This window comes from Agrobacterium sp. CFBP2214, from assembly GCF_030209895.1.
Lineage (GTDB): Bacteria > Pseudomonadota > Alphaproteobacteria > Rhizobiales > Rhizobiaceae > Agrobacterium > Agrobacterium radiobacter.
In genome coordinates, this window is the sequence record NZ_JARVRC010000026.1 from 53978 (window position 1) to 72619 (window position 18642).

Annotated in this window: 17 protein-coding genes and 1 tRNA gene; 14 read left to right on the plus strand and 4 right to left on the minus strand. The window is 59.1% G+C overall.

What is annotated here, in order from left to right; all coding sequences use genetic code 11:
- The first annotated feature begins 66 nt into the window (after nt 1-66).
- Nucleotides 67-1566, plus strand: coding sequence for a glycerol kinase GlpK (gene glpK / locus QRN60_RS25910; protein ID WP_129564756.1), 1500 nt, complete (start codon nt 67-69; stop codon nt 1564-1566).
- Between the two features lie 55 nt (nt 1567-1621).
- Here the strand turns inward: glpK and QRN60_RS25915 are convergent, their stop codons facing one another.
- Entirely contained in the window at nt 1622-2482 is an 861-nt protein-coding gene (locus tag QRN60_RS25915; protein ID WP_060723063.1) for a LysR family transcriptional regulator, read from the minus strand.
- Nucleotides 2483-2580: 98 nt separating this feature from the next.
- Between QRN60_RS25915 and QRN60_RS25920 the strand changes: the two genes are divergently transcribed.
- The gene (locus tag QRN60_RS25920) at nt 2581-3600 is read left to right on the plus strand and encodes a bile acid:sodium symporter family protein (protein WP_060723064.1); all 1020 of its coding nucleotides are present in this window, start codon (nt 2581-2583) and stop codon (nt 3598-3600) included.
- A gap of 62 nt (nt 3601-3662) precedes the next feature.
- Here QRN60_RS25920 and hspL read toward each other — a convergent pair whose 3' ends face one another.
- Nucleotides 3663-4145 (minus strand): heat shock protein HspL, encoded by a 483-nt coding sequence (gene hspL / locus QRN60_RS25925; protein ID WP_003505905.1) that lies wholly within the window; start codon nt 4143-4145, stop codon nt 3663-3665.
- A gap of 233 nt (nt 4146-4378) precedes the next feature.
- Here hspL and QRN60_RS25930 point away from each other — a divergent pair, with 233 nt between their 5' ends.
- Entirely contained in the window at nt 4379-4552 is a 174-nt protein-coding gene (locus tag QRN60_RS25930) for a hypothetical protein (protein WP_003505907.1), read from the plus strand.
- A complete protein-coding gene (locus QRN60_RS25935) occupies nt 4524-5465 on the plus strand; it encodes an alpha/beta fold hydrolase (protein ID WP_087746187.1) in 942 nt (313 codons plus the stop codon). The genes QRN60_RS25930 and QRN60_RS25935 overlap by 29 nt, the downstream gene beginning before the upstream one ends.
- A gap of 20 nt (nt 5466-5485) precedes the next feature.
- Here the strand turns inward: QRN60_RS25935 and hisN are convergent, their stop codons facing one another.
- The gene (gene hisN, locus QRN60_RS25940; RefSeq protein ID WP_020810332.1) at nt 5486-6262 is read right to left on the minus strand and encodes a histidinol-phosphatase; all 777 of its coding nucleotides are present in this window, start codon (nt 6260-6262) and stop codon (nt 5486-5488) included.
- 318 nt (nt 6263-6580) lie between these two features.
- The gene (locus QRN60_RS25945) at nt 6581-7465 is read right to left on the minus strand and encodes an N-formylglutamate amidohydrolase (protein WP_003505913.1); all 885 of its coding nucleotides are present in this window, start codon (nt 7463-7465) and stop codon (nt 6581-6583) included.
- A 181-nt stretch (nt 7466-7646) separates the two neighbouring features.
- Here QRN60_RS25945 and cpdR point away from each other — a divergent pair, with 181 nt between their 5' ends.
- The 10 genes from cpdR (at nt 7647) to QRN60_RS25995 (ending at nt 18291) form a co-directional block, all read left to right on the plus strand.
- Nucleotides 7647-8009: a cell cycle two-component system response regulator CpdR gene (gene cpdR, locus QRN60_RS25950; RefSeq protein WP_003497910.1), complete on the plus strand. Its 363-nt coding sequence runs from the start codon at nt 7647-7649 to the stop codon at nt 8007-8009.
- An 81-nt stretch (nt 8010-8090) separates the two neighbouring features.
- Nucleotides 8091-8165: transfer RNA gene (locus QRN60_RS25955), tRNA-Val, on the plus strand.
- Nucleotides 8166-8480: 315 nt separating this feature from the next.
- Nucleotides 8481-9494 carry a substrate-binding domain-containing protein gene (locus QRN60_RS25960; protein ID WP_112346802.1) on the plus strand — a complete coding sequence of 338 codons (1014 nt, stop codon included), beginning with the start codon at nt 8481-8483 and terminating at the stop codon, nt 9492-9494.
- A 69-nt stretch (nt 9495-9563) separates the two neighbouring features.
- A complete protein-coding gene (locus QRN60_RS25965; protein WP_003505917.1) occupies nt 9564-11084 on the plus strand; it encodes a sugar ABC transporter ATP-binding protein in 1521 nt (506 codons plus the stop codon).
- A gap of 12 nt (nt 11085-11096) precedes the next feature.
- Nucleotides 11097-12098, plus strand: a complete 1002-nt coding sequence (locus QRN60_RS25970) for an ABC transporter permease (RefSeq protein ID WP_003505919.1) — start codon at nt 11097-11099, stop codon at nt 12096-12098.
- A 41-nt stretch (nt 12099-12139) separates the two neighbouring features.
- The gene (locus QRN60_RS25975; RefSeq protein ID WP_003505921.1) at nt 12140-13114 is read left to right on the plus strand and encodes a sugar-binding transcriptional regulator; all 975 of its coding nucleotides are present in this window, start codon (nt 12140-12142) and stop codon (nt 13112-13114) included.
- Nucleotides 13111-14109 (plus strand): aldo/keto reductase, encoded by a 999-nt coding sequence (locus tag QRN60_RS25980; protein ID WP_129564754.1) that lies wholly within the window; start codon nt 13111-13113, stop codon nt 14107-14109. The genes QRN60_RS25975 and QRN60_RS25980 overlap by 4 nt, the downstream gene beginning before the upstream one ends.
- A gap of 120 nt (nt 14110-14229) precedes the next feature.
- Nucleotides 14230-15954 (plus strand): glycerol-3-phosphate dehydrogenase/oxidase, encoded by a 1725-nt coding sequence (locus QRN60_RS25985; protein ID WP_111792700.1) that lies wholly within the window; start codon nt 14230-14232, stop codon nt 15952-15954.
- A 2-nt stretch (nt 15955-15956) separates the two neighbouring features.
- Complete coding sequence (locus tag QRN60_RS25990; protein WP_003505929.1) at nt 15957-16799, plus strand: class I fructose-bisphosphate aldolase; 843 nt, start codon at nt 15957-15959, stop codon at nt 16797-16799.
- Nucleotides 16792-18291, plus strand: a complete 1500-nt coding sequence (locus QRN60_RS25995; protein WP_165000620.1) for an FGGY-family carbohydrate kinase — start codon at nt 16792-16794, stop codon at nt 18289-18291. The genes QRN60_RS25990 and QRN60_RS25995 overlap by 8 nt, the downstream gene beginning before the upstream one ends.
- Nucleotides 18292-18642: the final 351 nt, after the last annotated feature.

Here is an 18642-nt window from a genome sequence, read left to right on the forward strand (position 1 = left end):
CTGCATGAAATCTTAAACCGGGGCGGCTTTGCCGCCCCGTCATTGCGTCTGAAAGGGAGTAGCATAATGGGCGGTTATATTCTGGCGATCGATCAGGGAACGACATCGACAAGGTCGATGGTCTTTGATCGCGACATGCGGGTCATCGGTGTCGGGCAGCGAGAATTTCCGCAACATTTCCCGGCCTCCGGCTGGGTCGAACACGATGCAGAGGATATCTGGAAAAGTGTGCTGGAAACCATCCGGTTGGCGCTTGCCGATGCCGGCATCGCCGCATCCGATATCGCGGCGATCGGCATCACCAACCAGCGCGAAACGACCGTGCTTTGGGACCGTAATACCGGTGAGGCCGTGCATCGCGCCGTCGTCTGGCAGGATCGGCGCGCCGCGCCTGTCTGCGAGGATCTGAAACGCCGGGGACTCGAGCCGCTTTTTTCGAAAAAGACCGGGCTGCTGCTCGATCCCTATTTTTCCGGCACGAAGTTGAAATGGCTTCTCGACAGCGTCAGCGGCCTTCGCGAAAAAGCCGTGAAGGGGGAAATCTGCTTCGGCACGGTCGACAGTTTCCTGATCTACCGTCTCACCGGTGGCCGCCGCCATGTGACCGACGCCACCAATGCCTCGCGAACGCTGATCTACAATATCGAAGACAACGCCTGGGATGATGAACTCCTGTCGATCCTCGATATTCCGCGCGCCATGCTGCCGGAAGTGCTGGATTGCGCCGCCGATTTCGGCGTGACGGACAGGTCGCTGCTGGGTGCGGAAATCCCGATCCTTGGCGTCGCCGGCGATCAGCAGGCGGCCGTGATCGGCAACGCCTGCTTCGAGCCGGGCATGATGAAATCCACCTATGGCACCGGCTGCTTTGCGCTTCTCAACACCGGCACTGATCGCGTCGCCTCCACCAATCGCCTGCTGACGACGATCGCTTACCGTCTCGATGGCGTCACGACCTATGCGCTCGAAGGCTCGATCTTCATCGCCGGTGCTGCCGTGCAATGGCTGCGTGACGAGCTTGGCTTCATCTTGGTTGCATCAGAAGTCAGTGCGCTCGCCGAAAAGGCCGATCCCAGGCAGCGTGTTTATCTCGTACCGGCCTTTACCGGTCTTGGCGCGCCTTACTGGGACGCCGAGGCGCGGGGTGCGATCTTTGGCCTGACACGCGGCACCGGCCCGGCGGAATTTGCGCGCGCGGCGCTGGAAAGCGTGGCCTACCAGACCTTCGATCTGCTGGACGCCATGCGCAAGGACTGGGCGGGTGATAATGGCAAGACGGTGCTGAGGGTCGATGGCGGCATGGTCGCCTCCGATTGGACGATGCAGCGACTGGCGGATATTCTCGCAGCACCTGTCGATCGTCCTGTCTTCCTGGAAACGACCATTCTCGGTGCCGCATGGCTCGCAGCATCACGCGCTGGCATCTGGCCGGACCGCAAGGCCTTTGCCGACCATTGGCGGCGTGACCGCCGCTTCAGCCCGGATATGGAAGAGGGCGAGCGGAAAAACGCCATTGCCGGCTGGCGCGACAGCGTCGGCCGCTGCCTCTCGAAACGGGAAAACTAGAGTATTTCCAGCAAAGGTGTGAAGCGGTTTTGCTTTCGGAAATGCGTCAGGAAATCTATACGAAGCTGCCGGGTGCGATGCTCTTGCTCGACACGAGATCGGAAAGGGCGCGCACCAGCTTCGTATCCGCGCCCTTGCTGGGCTGAAGCACGAATTCCACATCCTCCAGAGCCGGCAGCACACCCGCCGCAATCTCCTTGAGGCCTGCCGGCGCCATGCTGCGCGGCTGCACCAGAATGCCCATGCCCGCTCTTGCAGCAGCGGTAAGTCCGCTAAGGCTGCCACAGGTGCAGACGATCCGCCAGGAGAGGCCGGCCCGGTCCAATGCTTCCTGCGCCGCCTTTCGGGTGATGCTGGGCGGCGGGAAGGCGATCAGCGGCAGGGCGTCCGGCTGGTTCAGCATGCGTTCCGGGTCGCGCGCCAGCCAGACCAGCGGTTCGCGGTAAAGGAAGTGACCCAGTTTGTCGCCGAGGCGGCGTTTGGCGAGCACCACATCCAGCTCACCATTATCCTGCATCTGGTAAAGCACGCCGCTCAGCGAGACCGTCAATTCGAGATCCACCAACGGATAAAGGCGGATGAATTCCTCCAGAATGGCCGTCAGCCGGCTGGCGACGAAATCCTCCGAGACGCCGAGCCGCAGCCGCCCGCGCAGACGGTTTTCGCTGAAGAGCGATGAGACCTTGCTGTCGATCTCCAGCATGTTGCGGGCATAACCAAGCAGCGCCTCGCCCTCGCCAGTCAGTTTCACCTGATGGGTGCTACGGGCGATCAGCCGGCGGCCAAGGGCTGCCTCAAGCCTTTGAATATGCTGGCTGACGGTGGATTGGCCAATACCCAGCCGCTCGGCAGCAAGCGTGAAACTGCCGGTTTGCTGAAGCATGACGAAGCTGGCAAGATGTTGAAGGTTCAGCATTATCTCAAATCGTGATAACTGTTAATCTTTGCATCCGAAATCATGATGAGCGATAGTGACGCCCGTTTCAAGCAAAACCGATGCCGGAAAGACCTCCCATGACCCGCTTCCTGCCCGATCGTTTCACCATGATGCTGGTGGCCACCGTGATTTTGGCCTCCATCTTGCCGATTAGCGGCGAGCCGGCGGAGTATTTCGGCCTTGCGACGAAACTGGCGATCGCGCTTCTCTTCTTTCTGCATGGTGCGCGGCTTTCGCGGGATGTGGTGATTGCGGGCATCCTGCACTGGCGCCTGCATCTGGCGATCCTGCTCGTCACCTTCGGCCTTTTCCCGCTTCTCGGCGTGGCAATCGGTTTCATTCCCGAAAGCATCCTGCCGGCACCGCTTTATATGGGTGTGCTGTTTCTCTGCGTGCTGCCATCCACCGTGCAGTCTTCCATCGCCTTCACCTCCATGGCGGGCGGAAACGTGCCAGCGGCGATCTGTTCGGCCTCGGCCTCGAATATCTTCGGCATGTTCCTCACGCCATTGCTGGTTGGCCTGCTGTTTACGGTGGGCGGCCATGGCGGCGGCTTTTCGCTGGACGCGTTCCTGCAAATCTTCCTGCAGCTTCTGTTGCCGTTCATCGTCGGGCAGGCTCTGCAGCCCTGGATCGGCGACTGGATCCGGGCGCGCAAGAAGCTGCTGTCCCCGGTCGACCGCGGCTCGATCCTGATGGTGGTCTATCTCGCATTCTCTGACGCTGTCATCGAGGGCATCTGGCACACGTTTTCGCTCAGGGATATCGGCGTTGTCATCCTTATCAACATCGTGCTTCTGGCGTTTGTTCTGTGCGTAACCATGTTCGGCAGCCGTCTGCTCGGTTTCGAAAAGGCCGATGAAATCACCATCACCTTCTGCGGATCGAAGAAGAGCCTCGCAAGCGGTGTTCCCATGGCGGGCGCGATTTTCGCCGGCCAAAGCATTGGCGCGATCGTTCTGCCGATCATGCTCTTCCATCAGATACAGCTGATGGTCTGCGCGGTTCTTGCCCAGCGTTATGCCCGCAAGGCGCATGAAAAGGCAGCAATAGCGGAAACGGCTGCTGCAGAGGGTGCGGCGGCATCCGCTCGCTGACAGGATTTCCGCAAACAAAAACGGCCCCCTAAGGGGCCGTTCTTTTTGCATGTCAGAAAAGCTTAGTTGACCTGAGCCGGGGAAATCTGGGCTTCGATCGTCTTCGGCGCGTCGGCGCTGTCGGACGAGATCGCGATGCGGCGCGGCTTCATCGCTTCCGGAATATTGCGGACAAGGTCGATATGAAGCAGGCCGTTCTTCAAGGAAGCGGTCTGGACTTCGACGTGGTCGGCAAGCTGGAAGCGGCGTTCGAAAGCGCGCGTGGCGATGCCGCGATACAGGAATTCTCCCTCGGTGGTTTTTTCATCCGTGGCCTTCTCGGCCTTCACCGTCAGCGCATTGGCGCGGGATTCGATGCTGAGTTCGTTCTCATCGAAACCGGCAACGGCCATGGTGATGCGATAGGTGTTTTCGCCGGTCCGCTCGATATTGTAGGGCGGATAGGACTGGGCCTGTTCGGGCTGGCCGAGGCCGTCAAGCATCGAAAAAAGACGGTCGAAGCCGACGGTGGAACGATAGAGGGGGGAAAAATCAACGTGACGCATGGTGTCCTCCTTAAGAAGCGACTGTTTGCGGTTAAGTCCGGCGTCCCGTTCTGGCTACGGCCGGACATATGGCGCGGTCCCGTTCTGGCGACCGCATGAATGAGATGGGAATGGCTTGCCGCCGCGTCAAGGGGCGTGAAAAGGTGAAAGCAATATGAACCATGGCTGAACGTCAGGTTCCGGCATCGTTCAGTTTGAGAGCCATAAAACATCGGTCATCGGAGACATTCTCCGTGGACAGAAGCAATAACGTCCCTTCTTCTTCTGTCTTATTCGCCGGAACCGCGACTGCTTTAACCGACGGTTCCGGCAATTTTTTCTTTGACCTTCCCGCGCCGCCGACCTATCCCGAAAAGGCACAAAAGCCGGAAAAGACCGATGATCGAAGCCACATTGCGCGCCAGTGAAGACAACCCGGTTCCCGGCAACCATACCGTCGGATATTTTACCGGCCATGGCGGCAAACAGCTTCGATATGCGATCTTCCGCACCAGCCGCCATATTGCCCGCGGAACCGTGGTTCTGCTGCATGGCAGGAACGAATGTATCGAGAAATATTTCGAAACGGTTGGCGATCTTACCGCCATGGGTTTCTGGGTTGCGACCTTCGATACACGCGGGCAGGGCGGTTCCGAGAGGCTGTTGAAGAAGCCGGGTGCCGGGCATGTGCGGCGGTTCTCCGACTACCAGCATGACATCAGCCTTTTTCTTGAGCAGGTGGTGCTGCCGGATACGCGGCTGCCATTCTTCATGATCGCGCATTCCACCGGCGCGCTTGCAGCACTTGCAGCTGCTCCCGGCCTGTCGAACCGCATTGACCGTCTGGCCCTTTGTTCGCCCTTCATCGAGCTGGATAGCCAGCAATCGGTTCCCTCACCCGTGATCCGGATTGTTGCTACGGTCTTGAGTCTTGTCGGTCTCGGCAGGGTTCAGCTCGGAAGAGACCAGCGCGAGCGGGATTTCGACGGCAATCCGCTGACCTCGGACGCTAGGCGTTTTGCCAGAAATCTGACCCTGCACCGGCAGTTTTCGGAATTGTTCATCGGCGCGCCGACGGCGCGCTGGGTCTATGAAGCGCTGAAGACCATGGGCCGGGTGAAACGCCAGGATCACCTGACGAATATTGCCGTACCGACGCTTATTCTGGCGCCGATGCTGGATACGATCACGCCCTATAAGGCGCAGGAAGAACTCTCACGCAATTTCCGGGCGGCGCAGCTTCTCCCGATAACCGGCGCGCGCCACGAATTGCTGCATGAGCGCGATGTTTTCCGCAAACAGGCGCTGGCGGCCGTCGACGCGTTTTTCGCGCCGGAGTGATGGCCGCTCAAGCGGGTTGCCTAGAGTTTGGACAGAATGGCGAGCGCCTGTTCGTGCACCGCTTTTGAGCCGGCTGCGAGAATGCGACCACCATTTTCCGGGCGCCCGCCATCCCAGGTGGTCATGATGCCGCCGGCCTGTTCGATCACAGGGATCAAAGCGCCGACATCATAGGGCTTCAGCCCGGATTCGATCACCAGATCGACATGGCCGGCCGCCAGCAGGCAATAGGCGTAACAATCCACGCCGTAGCGGAAAAGGCGGACCTGATCCTGCACTTCTTCGTAAAGGGGCTTTTCTTCCGCAGTGAAGATGTGGGGAGTCGTGGTGAACAAAACGGCGTCCGATAGCGAAGCGCAATTGCGCGTGCGGATCTTCCGCTCGCCATCCGGCCCGAAATACCACGCCGCTTCGCCATCGGCGAAATAACGCTCTTTGGTGAAGGGCTGGTCCATGATGCCCATCGTGGCGCGGCCGGCCGACTGGAAGCCGATCAGCGTGCCCCACACGGGCACGCCGGAAATGAAGGCGCGGGTGCCGTCGATCGGGTCGATGACCCAGATATGGTCGCGGTCGAGGCCGACATTGCCGTGTTCTTCGCCGAGAATACCATGCTGCGGAAAATGTGCTTCAATCAGGGTGCGAATGGCGGTTTCTGCTGCCTGATCGCCTTCCGTCACCGGGTCGTAGCCACCATCCTGCTTATTGGTGACGGCAATGCCCGTGCGGAAGCGGGGAAGCGTCTCGGCGCTGGCGGCATCGGCAAGTTTGAAGAAGAAATCCCGGTCGGGCAGCATGCGAAACCTCATCGCCTGAATATTGGGTCTGAATTCTGTGGCGCAATGCATAGACCGGAATCACATCCGCCGTCCACTCATACGGATGACGGTGCCGGTGTTTCCATATTTTCAGCATAAGCCTAAAAAATATGCATAAAATAAAATGATTGACAATTGTGCAGATACTGCGTAGCGTGACCCTGCAGTCTTTGACTGTAAATACCCTCCTTGGGTGTTTCCTCCCTAGACTTGACCGCGCCAAGGCGCGGTTTTTTTTGCCCCGCAAGCCGCCAGGTGATCCGGGATAAAGATTGAATTTGTGGGTGATTCGAGCTGCTACTCGGCAGCGAGCGACGTTTCTATCGCGTATTCGGAAACGAAGACGCCGAGCTGGCGCATGAAGATTTCAAGCGATGCCTGAATGGCCGGAAAATCGGCTTTTTTAAGAAGCGTCTTTTCATCGACATAAAGTGCGCGATTGACCTCTATCTGCAGCGCATGCAGCGAGCGGATCGGCCGGCCATAATGTTCGGTGATGAAGCCGCCGGCATAGGGTTTGTTACAGACCGCGACAAAACCCAGTTCCTCGAGAAAATGCAGGGCGGCGCGGGAGACTTCCTGGGATGCGCTGGTGCCGTAGCGATCACCGATGATCACATCTGGCCTGAGATTTGAACCGGCGACACGGATATTGCCCGGCATGGAATGGCAATCGATCAGCACCGCCATTCCGAAATTGGCGTGGGTGCGTGACAGCAGGCGGCGCAGGCAGGCATGATAGGGCTTGTAGATCGTCTCGATCCGCGAAAGCGCCTCGTCGACCGGCAGGCGATGGGCATAGATATCCATATTCTCGGCGACGATGCGCGGCACCGTTCCCAGACCGCCGGCGACCCGCATGGAGCCAATATTGGCGTAAGGCGGCAACGTGCCTTCGAACATGCGAGGATCGAGTTCGTAGGGTTCGCGATTGACGTCCAGATAGGCGCGCGGGAAATTCGCCTTCAGAAGCGGTGCGCCGATCTCCGGTGCCGCCGCGAACAGCTCGTCGACGAAGTGATCTTCGGAGCGGCGGATCTCGTGCGAATCGAGCCGTGCCGATTCCAGGAAGGAAATGGGGTAGCAGCGGCCGCTATGGGGGGAATTATAGACAAATGGCAGGGTTTGAACGGCAGGTTCCGTTACCTCAAAAAGCTCATATTCACCCGTTACCCAGTCCATTCAGTGCCATTTACCATGTCGCAAACAATCGGGATGTTCATGTTGCCAGTTACGGTGCGGCAAGTCCATACTATCGCCTAAGCAGCGCTATACCGATTCACGTGTTCACAGGATATTTACCGTGAAAATCCTATAATCGGGCTAGGGTATTTCAAACATTGAGTAGTTACGGTCACTTATGATGAATCAGAAAATTCTTCTCGCTGAAGACGACAACGATATGCGCCGCTTTCTCGTCAAGGCGCTGGAAAAAGCCGGTTACAAGGTTTCTTCCTTCGACAACGGCGCCAGCGCCTATGACCGGCTTCGCGAAGAGCCCTTTTCGCTCCTGCTGACCGATATCGTCATGCCCGAAATGGACGGCATCGAGCTTGCGCGGCGCGCGACCGAACTCGACCCGGACCTCAAAGTCATGTTCATCACCGGCTTTGCAGCCGTTGCACTGAACGCCGATTCGAAGGCTCCGAAGGACGCCAAGGTGCTTTCCAAGCCGTTCCATCTGCGCGATCTGGTGGATGAGGTCAACAAACTCCTTGTGGCGTAAGGCCTCTCAAAAAACCTTCACAAAACCGAAAAAAAGCAGTTGACGCATCAACCGGTTTTGTGGTCTATCCGCCGCCACGGAGGGCGTGTAGCTCAGCGGGAGAGCACTACGTTGACATCGTAGGGGTCACAGGTTCAATCCCTGTCACGCCCACCATCCGAATTCATGAAAAGGGTTTCTGAGCAATCAGAAACCCTTTTTTCGTTTCTGGCCTGCGCTTACCGCAACCTCCTTTCTCAAGCTTAAGAATTCTTCGGGACCTGGTCGACATCAGGAAATCGACAAGGCGGGAATCGTTTGCGCTGGTTTCAATCTTGGCCGCAATCGTGTCTCGCAATAAATTTCACGATACAAAATAAAATTCAAACCACGTTGACGTGACCTCGGTTTCCGGCTATCTCAAGTGACATGCAATAAATTACATCATATAAAATTTATTGCGGACTAAGTCATTGTCCTTGGGAGGGGAATATGTTGGCTTTTCTGAAATCGACCGCTGCCGCGGGTGTTTTAGCCGTGGCGATTTCCGCTGGTGCCGGTTCTCAGGCCGTCGCTGCGGGCAAATTCGCCTGCGAGCCGGGCGAGACCTATGTGATGAACGTCATGGTTTCCAGCCACCCCTATTGGGTGCCGGTCTTTGAGGGCTTCAAGCAGGCAGCAAAGGCGCTCGGCTGCGAGGCCGTTTTTACCGGTACGCCGGAATATGACATCACCAAGCAGATCGCGTCCTTCGAGCAGGAACTCGTGAAGAAGCCGAAAGGCATCCTGCTGCACCCGATGCAGGCCGATCCATTTATCGAACCCATCAACAAGGCGATTGGCTCCGGCGTTTCGGTGACGACTTTTGCGGCGGATTCTCCGAAGTCGAAGCGCACCGCCTACATCACCTCTGATAATGTCGCCGAGGCGAAATTCGCGGCTGACGAAATCGTCAAGAAGCTTGGTGAAAAAGGCGAATATGCCGTTCTGGAAAATCCGGGACAGAGCAATCACGATCTGCGCGTCACCGCCCTCATCGACTATATGGGGCGCACCTATCCGGAAATGAAGCTGGTCGGCCGCCAGGCGACCAACCAGGATGCGAATGTCGCCTATCAGGCAGTTGGCGCCCTGCTGCAGGCCAATCCAAATCTCGGCGCATTATGGATACCCGAGGCCGGTTCGGCTGAAGGCGCGACCACCGCTGTTCTCGAGGCAAAAAAGAAGGTCCTGATCCTGCATGCGGATATCACGCCTGCAACGCTGGAACATATCAAGCAGGGCAATATCTACATGTCCATCAATCCCAATCAGGGCGTTCAGGGTTTCATGGGTTTCATGAATACCTTTCTCGGCGCCCATTCGGACCTGATCGACCCGTTCAACGACTACAAGGTTTCCGGCTTCAACCCGATGCAGGTTCCTTCGATGGACAATGGTTTCGCCGTCATCACCAAGGCGAACGCCGCTTCCTTCGATCTCAACGACTATATGAAGGGGCGCTGACGCGTCGCTCTGGACCCGGCGAGGTTTGCGCCTCGCCGGCCATAAGGGAAGCAGGTTCGGGAGGGCGTTATGGGTGAGGTCATCCTCAGCATGACGAATATTCACAAGGCGTTCGGCCCCGTGCGGGCGCTGCGCAATGCGGCATTTGAGCTGCGGCGTGGCGAAATCCACGCACTGGCGGGTGAAAACGGCGCCGGCAAATCAACGCTGATGCATATCATCGACGGCATTCTGCAGCCGGATGGTGGGGAAATCCTGCTGGATGGAAAACCGGTCAAGATATCCTCGCCCAATGCGGCGAACCGGCTTGGCATCGGCTTCGTGCATCAGGAGATCGCGCTCTGCCCGGAGATTTCGGTCGCCGAAAACATGTTCATGTCGCAGACCGGCCAAAGCCGTTCCTGGTTCATGAACTATCGCGACCTCGAAAGGCAGGCGGCAATCGTGCTGCGGGAAATCGGCGATATCGATCCCACCCGCCGCGCCGGCGACCTTTCGATTTCGCAACAGCAGATCGTTGAGATCGCCAAGGCGCTGACGCTGGATTGCCGAATCCTGATCCTTGACGAGCCGACGGCGGCTTTGACCGAGACCGAAGCCCAGACGCTTTTCAGGATCATGCACCGGCTGGCGGAACGGGGCATTGCCATCATCTATATCTCGCATCGCATGGCGGAGATTTTCGACCATTGCGACCGCATCACCGTCATGCGCGACGGCTGCCATATCAGGACGGAGAATATTGCCGACATTTCCCCCGAGGAGGTCGTCAACAGCATGGTCGGACGGGTACTCGACAAGCTCTACCCGCCAAAGCTTTCGGACGACGAGAAATCCGATGACATCATTCTTTCGGTTCGGGGCTTGAATGAAGGAAAGCGCGTTTTCGATGTCAATTTCGATCTGCGTCGGGGCGAAATCCTGGGGTTGGCAGGGCTGATCGGTGCGGGAAGAAGCGAGATCGCCCGGGCGGTCTGCCGGTTGGAGGGAAAACCGAGAGGCGAGGTTACGCTGCGTGGCCGGCCGCTGAGGCTGAAAGACTACCGTGACAGCATCCGCGAGGGGCTGGTCTATCTGTCCGAGGACCGCAAGGGGGACGGGCTGTTCCTCAATATGTCCATCGCCTCGAATGTCTCCGCGCTCGATATCGGCAGGGTATCGAACGGCATGGGCTTCATCGAACGGCGCAAGGAGATGAAGCGGGCCGATGAGCTGGGACGCCGGCTGAAATTGCGGGCGAACAGTGTCGGCGATGCGGTGTCTACCTTGAGCGGCGGCAACCAGCAGAAAGTAGCGCTGGCGAAGATGCTGTCGGTGGAGCCCGAGGTCATCTTTCTGGATGAGCCGACACGCGGGGTGGATGTGGGTGCGAAAGCCGAAATCCACCGCCAGATCCGGGAACTGGCGCGCGAAGGTGTCGGCGTGGTCGTCATATCCTCGGAGCTGCCGGAACTCATCGGCGTCAGCGACCGCGTGCTGGTGGTGCGCGAGGGGCGGATCACGGGTGAGGTCGAGGGCGAAGACATGACGGAGGAAAAGATCATGCAGCTTGCATCGATCAATATTGTGCATAGCCCGGAAAGGGCCTGAGGGAGCGGGAAAATGGCAACATCGGAAACACCTTCAAGCCTTGCCGAAACGGCGGTTCGCCGCACCGCCTGGTGGGAGCCGGCGCTCAAGGCGCGGGAAACCGGGCTGATCGTCATCATCCTTGCGCTTTTTGCAGTGATGTCCTTCATATCTCCCTATTTCCTGACCGTGGACAATCTGCGGGCCATGGCCATGGTCTTCGCCATTGAAAGCATTGTCGTGGTTGGCATGACGATCCTCTTGATCTCGGGCGGCATCGATCTTTCGGTCGGCTCCGTCACCGCACTGGCGATGGTGGCGGCCGGCTGGCTTTTCCTTAACGGTGTCGATCCCTGGGTGGCGGCGGGGCTGGCGATCTGCCTGACGACATTGGTCGGCATGGCCATGGGATTCCTGACCACGGTCATCGGCCTGCATCATTTCATCGTATCGCTGGGCGTCATGGTGATTGCGCGCGGTGTTTGCCTGCTGGCAACGGGCGGGCGGCCGCTCGGGCTCTATTCCCTGCCGCCCGAATTCAAGTTCATCGGCCAGGGTGTGATTGGCGGCATTCCGCTGGTGCTGATCATATTTGCGGTGGTGGTCGTCTCTTTCGATCTGCTGCTGCGGCGCACGACCGCCTTCCGCAAGGTGTTCTATACCGGCAGCAATCCCAAGGCCGCAGCCTATTCCGGCATCCGCGTCGGCCGGGTCGTGTTTGCCACCACCACGCTTTGTTCGATGCTGTGCGGTGTTGCAGGCGTTATCTATATGGCCCGCTTCGGTTCTGCCCAGCCGAGCTTTGGCGTCGGCATGGAACTTAACGTGATTGCGGCGGCGGTCATCGGCGGCGCGAGCCTTTCGGGCGGCTCGGGCACCATTCTCGGTGCAATCCTTGGGGCGATCCTTCTCTCGGTCGTTTCCAGTTCGCTTGCCTTGCTCAATGTGTCTGTCTACTGGCAGGACATCATCAGGGGAAGCATATTGCTGACTGCGGTTCTGTTCGACCACTATCTGGTCAGGCGTCGCCGCTGAGCGCCCATTGAACGCCCAAGGGTAACTGGAGAAAGACGATCATGCTGGATATCAAGGACGATTTCGATCAACAGAGACAGATGTATTCCGTCCTGGTGCTGCATTTCATCGAGGGTGTGAAGCAGTCGGAGATCGCCGAGCGGCTCAATCTTTCCCATACCAAGGTGAACCGCATGATTGCGGCGGGCCGCAAGGCGGGCATGGTGAAGATCACCATTGCCAGCCCCTATCAGCGGTTGGTGGACCTCGAAAGCGAGATCACCCGTCGTTTCGGCCTCCGGCAGTCTGTGGTCACACCGACGGTATCCGATAATCCGGAAACCGCCTTGCAGATGGTGGGTCGGGTGGCCGCCAACCACTTGCTGGAGACGATCCGTGACGGTGACGTGATCGCGATTACGGGCGGCAAGGCGGTGAGCGCGGTTGTCGACAATCTGCAGGCGGAGCGTCGTTTCGATGTGCGGGTGGTGCCTTTGACGGGCGGCGTGCAGGGCAAGCACTATACGGATGTCAATCATCTCGCCACGCAGCTGGCGGAAAAGCTCGGCGGCAGCGCCTCGCTCGTGCATGCGCCGCTGTTTGCCGAGGATGAGGAACAGCGCGATTTGCTGATGAACGTCGCATCGATCCGCGAGGTCTTCGATCTGGCGCGGCAGGCGCAGGTGGCGCTGGTCGGCATCGGTTCGGTGGAGGCGCCGGGCTCCGGCTACTACGATCTTCTGCCGGATGCCGCCCGTGGCGGGCAGGCGCTGGTGGATGCGGGCATTGCCGGGGAATTTCTTGCCCACCTCACCATGGCGGACGGGCAGCTGGCGCGGATCGATCTCAACTCGCGCGTGGTGGCGCTGGACCCGGGGCAGCTTGCCCGGTGTCCGAATATCATCGGCGTGGCGGCAGGCGCCATCAAGGCCGGCCCGGTGGCTGCCACGCTTGCCGGCCGTTATCTGACCTCGCTCGTCGTGGACGAGGCAATAGCCGGCTATTTACTGGATCATGAAGGAGGGGAAACCTCGTGACGGACAATGCAATATTGACCCGGACAATCGGCGACAGCGCCATCAGCGCATCCGCCGTGGGGCTTGGCACCTGGGCCATCGGCGGCTGGATGTGGGGCGGCACCGACGAGCGGCAATCCATCGCCGCCATCCAGGCCTCCATCGATGCGGGCATTTCCCTCATTGACACCGCGCCGGCCTATGGCATGGGGCTTGCGGAAACCATCGTCGGCAAGGCAATTGCCGGCAGGCGTGACAAGGTGGTGCTGGTTACCAAATGCGGGCTTGTCTGGCATGTGAATGAGGGTGCCTATTTCTTCCATCAGGATGGCAAGCCGGTTCACCGTTATCTCGGCGCCGCGTCCATCCGGCATGAGGTCGAAGAGAGCCTGAAACGGCTCGGAACCGACTATATCGACCATTACGTCACCCATTGGCAGGACGCCACGACGCCGATTGCCGAGACGGTCGGGGCTTTGGTGCGGCTGAAGGAGGAGGGAAAGATCCGTTCCATCGGGGCAAGCAACGTTTCGCCGGACGATCTCGAAGCCTATATCGCAACCGGCGCGCTGGATGCCATTCAGGAAGAATATTCCATGGTGAAGCGCGGTATCGAGACGACGCTCCTGCCGCTTTGCCTAGAGAATGCCGTCTCGGTTCTCAGCTATTCGTCGCTGGCGCTCGGTCTCCTCTCGGGCAAGGTTGGGCCGGAGCGGGTTTTTGCGGAAGACGACCAGCGTCACGGCAACCCGCGCTTCAGTCAGGCGAACCGCCAGAAAATCGCACGGTTGATGGGGGTGCTGAAACCGGTGGCGGCCACCCATGGAGCTTCGGTCGCCCAGGTGGTGATTGCCTGGACGATTGCGCAGCCGGGCATAACATTTTCGCTGTGCGGCGCGCGTGATCCGGCTCAGGCGGTTGAAAATGCCGCGGCGGCGCGTCTTCGCCTCACGGAGAGTGAGCTGGCGCTCATCAGTGCCGGCGTCGCGGAGCATCTTGTGGGGCTCGATACCTGATTATGTAAGCTGAGACGGGACTTCAGGCGAACAGCGTATCATTTTCGTCCCGTCTCTCACGTCGCTTTAAACGGTCAACAACATTGGGACGCTGGTCATCAGCCAGCGAACGGTATTTCTATGCCCAGTTTTCGCGAGGACGCTCTGCGCCGCATCCGGCACGATGGTGATTTTGATGCCGTCGTTATCGGCGGCGGCATCAACGGAATTGCCGCCTATCGCGATCTCGCCTTGCAGGGGCTGCGGGTGCTGCTGGTCGAGCGCAACGATTTCTCCTCAGGCTGCAGCGCCGCACCCTCGCGCATGATCCATGGCGGCCTGCGTTATCTCGAAAATGGTGAATTCAGCCTCGTGGCAGAGTCTTTGCGGGAGCGGGACGCACTTCTGAGACTCGCCCCGCATATGGTTCGTCCGCTGCCGACCACGATCCCGATTTTCTCGACTTTCAGCGGCCTTTTCAACGCGGCAGCAACCTTTGCCGGCTCAGGCGGAAAACCCGCAAGCCGGGGCGCTCTCGCCATCAAGGCGGGTCTCATGCTCTATGATTTTGTCACCCGAAAAAACCGTATTCTGCCCCGTCACGCGTTTCGAGGCGCCCCCGGGACTTTGCAGCATTGGCCGGATCTGACGCCGGAAATCAGATACTCCGCCACTTACTACGATGCGTGGATAAGCCAGCCCGAACGGCTTGCGCTGGAGCTTCTGATCGACACCCGTACCGATGCGCCGCAAAGCATTGCGCTCAACTATGCCGAACTTGTCCGTCTTGGCGATGAGTACCGTCTTCGGGTGGAGGGCGCGGATGAAACCCTACCCATCCGCCCAAGGATCATCGTCAATGCGACCGGCGCATGGATCGACGAGACGATTGGCACGCTGACCGCCGGGCCAGTGGCGGAGAAAGCAAAACCGACCGTCTCCGGAACCAAGGGATCACATCTGATCATCGCCAACGACGCGCTTCTCAACGCCCTGAACGGCCATATGATCTTTTTCGAGAATGCCGATAATCGCGTCTGTATCCTCTTTCCCTATCTCGGCCGGGTTCTCGCTGGCTCGACCGACATCAAGGTGGATCGTCCCGAGCGGGTGCGCTGCGAGCCCGAGGAGCGGGACTATATTCTGGACGCGATCCGGCAGGTCTTTCCGCAGATTGACATCGACCATTCCGACATCGTCTTCAGTTTCAGCGGCATACGCCCGCTGCCGCGCAGCGATGCCGCCTTTACCGGAAAAATATCCCGCAGCCATTTCATCCACCGCGTTGCGGGCGATCCGCCACAGCTCTGCATGATCGGCGGCAAGTGGACCACCTTCAGAGCCTTTGGTGAGCAGGTGACCGACGAGGTTCTGGCCTTTCTTGGACGCAGACGACTGACCGGCACCATGGATCGCCCGATCGGCGGCGGCAGGAATTTTCCCACCGGCGCAGGCAGCCTGCCGGCCTTGCTGTCGGAGGAGTTCTCGATCGCCGGAGACCGGGCGGAGCATCTGGCTCTGGCTTACGGCTCCCGCGCCTTCGATCTGATGGGCTTTTGTCGGGACCGTGCGGATGATGCGCCGCTTTCAGAAAAATCGCCGATAACGACCGCGGAGGTGATCTGGCTGATCCGCTGTGAACACGTGCGACACCTGACCGATCTCGTGTTGCGGCGTACGACGCTCGCCATCACCGGCGTCATCGATGCCGATCTGATCGACGCGATCTTGAACGTCGCGGCACGCGAGCTGGGCTGGCCGACCACCCAGGCGGCAGCGGAACGGCAGCGGCTTACCCATGAGCTGGAGACTTTTTACGGCGTCACGCCGGCAATGCTTCAACACAGATGCAAGGAGAATGCATGATGATGCGGATTTCGAAAAAGGCGCGCATGAACCGGCTGTTTCGCAATGGCGGCTGCCTCGATGTGGCCATTGATCACGGGGTTTGCAACGAGCCGAGCTTCCTTGTCGGGCTGGAGGATATGGCGCAGACCGTGGGCAGGCTGGTCGAGGCCGGTCCCGATGCCATCCAGATGGCCTATGGGCAGGCCGATCTGCTGCAGCAGCGGCCGGAGCGCGACAAGCCGGCCCTCGTCATGCGTATCGACATGGGCAATCCCTATAATTCCACGCGCCACAGAACGATGTGGTCGCAGTTACAGAACCATCATGATCCGATCATCGGTGCGCTGGAAATGGATGCCGCCTGCGTCGTCGTGAACCTGTTTATGCTGCCGGACGAGCCGGACCTGTTTCGTCAATGCGTCGAAAACATCAGTCGCGTGCGGGCAGATTGCCATCGTTTCGGCATGCCGCTGATGATCGAACCTCTGGTGATGCTGCCCAATGATATCAGGGGCGGTTATCAGGTGGATGGCGATGCGGAAAAGATCGTCACGCTGGTGCGTCTTGCCTCGGAAATGGGAGCCGATATCATCAAGGCCGATCCGACCAGCGATCCGCGCGATTTTCACAAGGTGATCGAAGCCGCGCGGTGCCCGGTGCTGGTGCGGGGCGGGGGACGTGAGGACTTGCGTAATGTACTGGCAAAATCGGCGGCTCTGGTGGCCGAAGGCGCGAACGGCATGGTCTATGGGCGCAATATCTATCAGCACGACAATCCCAAGGCCGTCGTTGCGGCGTTGATGGCCATCATCCATCAGGGTGCAGGTGGTGAGGAAGCATGGGATATCTATAATCGTGGCTGACAAAAATTACATATTGGGTCTCGATGTCGGCAACACGGTCATCAAGGCCGTGCTGTTCGACACGGCGGGCCGGCAGATCGCGCAACACGCCATCGATGGACATTCGACGTTCCCCCAGCCCGGCTATGTCGAGCGCGATCTCGAGGAATTATGGCGGAACGGCTGCGAGGCGATCCGCCAGCTTCTGGTAAAATCCTCTGTCGATCCCTCCAGCATCCTGGCGGTGGGCTGCGCCGGCCACGGCAATGGTCTTTACCTCCTGGACAAGAACCAGAAGCCCCTGATCGGCATTCAGTCGCTCGACAGCCGCGCCGCCGATGTGGCGGCCGAGCTTGACCGGAAAAGCGGAGCGCAGTTGCAGGCTCGTTGCCTGCAGCGGCCATGGCCTGCGCAAACACCCAGCCTGCTTGCCTGGGTCAAACGGCATGCGCCCGATCTATACGGGCAGATCGGCACGGTCCTGTTCTGCAAGGATTTCGTCAATTTCCGCCTGACGGGTTGCCTTGCCAATGATATTTCCGACCTCAGCGGCGCGGGGCTGCTGGCGTTGCCGGAAGCGCGGCTCGACCGCGAGCTTCTGTCACTTTACGATCTTGAGGACGCGTTCGCGTTTTTCCCCCGTCTCGTGGAATCGGCCGACATCGTCGGCCATGTGACAAGCGAGGCTGCTGACATCACGGGGCTGCCCGAAGGCACGCCCGTCATTGGCGGTTTCTTCGATGTGGTCTCCAGCGCCATGGGGTCGGGCGTCATCAATGCCGGGGAGGCTTCCATCATCGCTGGCACCTGGAGCATCAACCAGGTTTTCGCAGACAAACCGGTCATCAGCCCCGATGTCTTCATGGTCACGACCTTTGGCCGTGACCGCTATGTCAATATCGAATCCAGCGCCACTTCCGCTGCCAATCTCGAATGGTACGTGCATCGTGTTCGCGGCGACCATGGTGACCATGCCTTCGAGCGCTGCAACGAATTGGTCGGTTCCGTCACACCGCGCGCCGACGATCCGTTTTTTCATCCGTTCATTTTCGGATCGAGGCTGGGTGCGGAATTTCGGGGCGGCTTTTATGGCCTCGCCGGATGGCATGGCGAGGGCCATATGTTGCGTGCCCTGTTCGAAGGTGTGTGTTTCGAACATCGCCGCCATATCGGTGTCCTGCGCGAAGCGGGATTGCCGGTGGAAAGCGCCGTGATGTCTGGCGGCGGTTCCCGCAGCCAGCATTGGCCGCAGATCATGGCTGATGTTCTGGAAATTCCGCTGCGTGTCGCGGAGGCGCGCGAGACGGGCGCACTCGGCGCGGCCATTGGCGCGGCCGTGGCGATTAGGCTTTATCCTGATTATGAGGAGGCGGTTGCGGCGATGACACGGGTCGCGAATGCTTATCAGCCGGATGCTGCGCAAGTCTCGCACTATGGGCGGCGCTATGGTCTCTATGCGGAATTGACCGTACAGTTGCGCGGCTTCTGGAGCGCCTTGAGGTTGCCGCAATAGTCTCCGGCTTCGGCAGAGCGCAATTCCGCGCTGCATCAAACAGAGCCCCTGCGCAGAGAAGTATCTGTGCAGGGGATAAAATATCGCGTAATATCTTGTATATACTTCAATATTGCAACTTTATAAAGTATTGATGTTTTTTAATTGCGTGTGAAAAATAGAATTGAAAGTAAATCTTAAACTTAATTTCTTAAGCTCACTCTCCAGCCCGGTCGCCAACAGTTGCGCACGCACCCGTAACTCCCGCTACCGTCGCAGCATAGTTTTGAGGGATGGGACATGCTTTTTAAATCGACAACGTCCTATATTCGGAATGCATCGCCGTTTTGGCAGCAGGTCGTTATCGCATCG

Coding starts and splice junctions, on each gene's coding strand:
- glpK (WP_129564756.1), top strand. CDS start 67: ATGGGCGGTTATATTCTGGCGATCGATCAGGGAACGACATCGACAAGG.
- QRN60_RS25915 (WP_060723063.1), bottom strand. CDS start 2,482: ATGCTGAACCTTCAACATCTTGCCAGCTTCGTCATGCTTCAGCAAACC.
- QRN60_RS25920 (WP_060723064.1), top strand. CDS start 2,581: ATGACCCGCTTCCTGCCCGATCGTTTCACCATGATGCTGGTGGCCACC.
- hspL (WP_003505905.1), bottom strand. CDS start 4,145: ATGCGTCACGTTGATTTTTCCCCCCTCTATCGTTCCACCGTCGGCTTC.
- QRN60_RS25935 (WP_087746187.1), top strand. CDS start 4,524: ATGATCGAAGCCACATTGCGCGCCAGTGAAGACAACCCGGTTCCCGGC.
- hisN (WP_020810332.1), bottom strand. CDS start 6,262: ATGCTGCCCGACCGGGATTTCTTCTTCAAACTTGCCGATGCCGCCAGC.
- QRN60_RS25945 (WP_003505913.1), bottom strand. CDS start 7,465: ATGGACTGGGTAACGGGTGAATATGAGCTTTTTGAGGTAACGGAACCT.
- cpdR (WP_003497910.1), top strand. CDS start 7,647: ATGAATCAGAAAATTCTTCTCGCTGAAGACGACAACGATATGCGCCGC.
- QRN60_RS25960 (WP_112346802.1), top strand. CDS start 8,481: ATGTTGGCTTTTCTGAAATCGACCGCTGCCGCGGGTGTTTTAGCCGTG.
- QRN60_RS25965 (WP_003505917.1), top strand. CDS start 9,564: ATGGGTGAGGTCATCCTCAGCATGACGAATATTCACAAGGCGTTCGGC.
- QRN60_RS25970 (WP_003505919.1), top strand. CDS start 11,097: ATGGCAACATCGGAAACACCTTCAAGCCTTGCCGAAACGGCGGTTCGC.
- QRN60_RS25975 (WP_003505921.1), top strand. CDS start 12,140: ATGCTGGATATCAAGGACGATTTCGATCAACAGAGACAGATGTATTCC.
- QRN60_RS25985 (WP_111792700.1), top strand. CDS start 14,230: ATGCCCAGTTTTCGCGAGGACGCTCTGCGCCGCATCCGGCACGATGGT.
- QRN60_RS25990 (WP_003505929.1), top strand. CDS start 15,957: ATGCGGATTTCGAAAAAGGCGCGCATGAACCGGCTGTTTCGCAATGGC.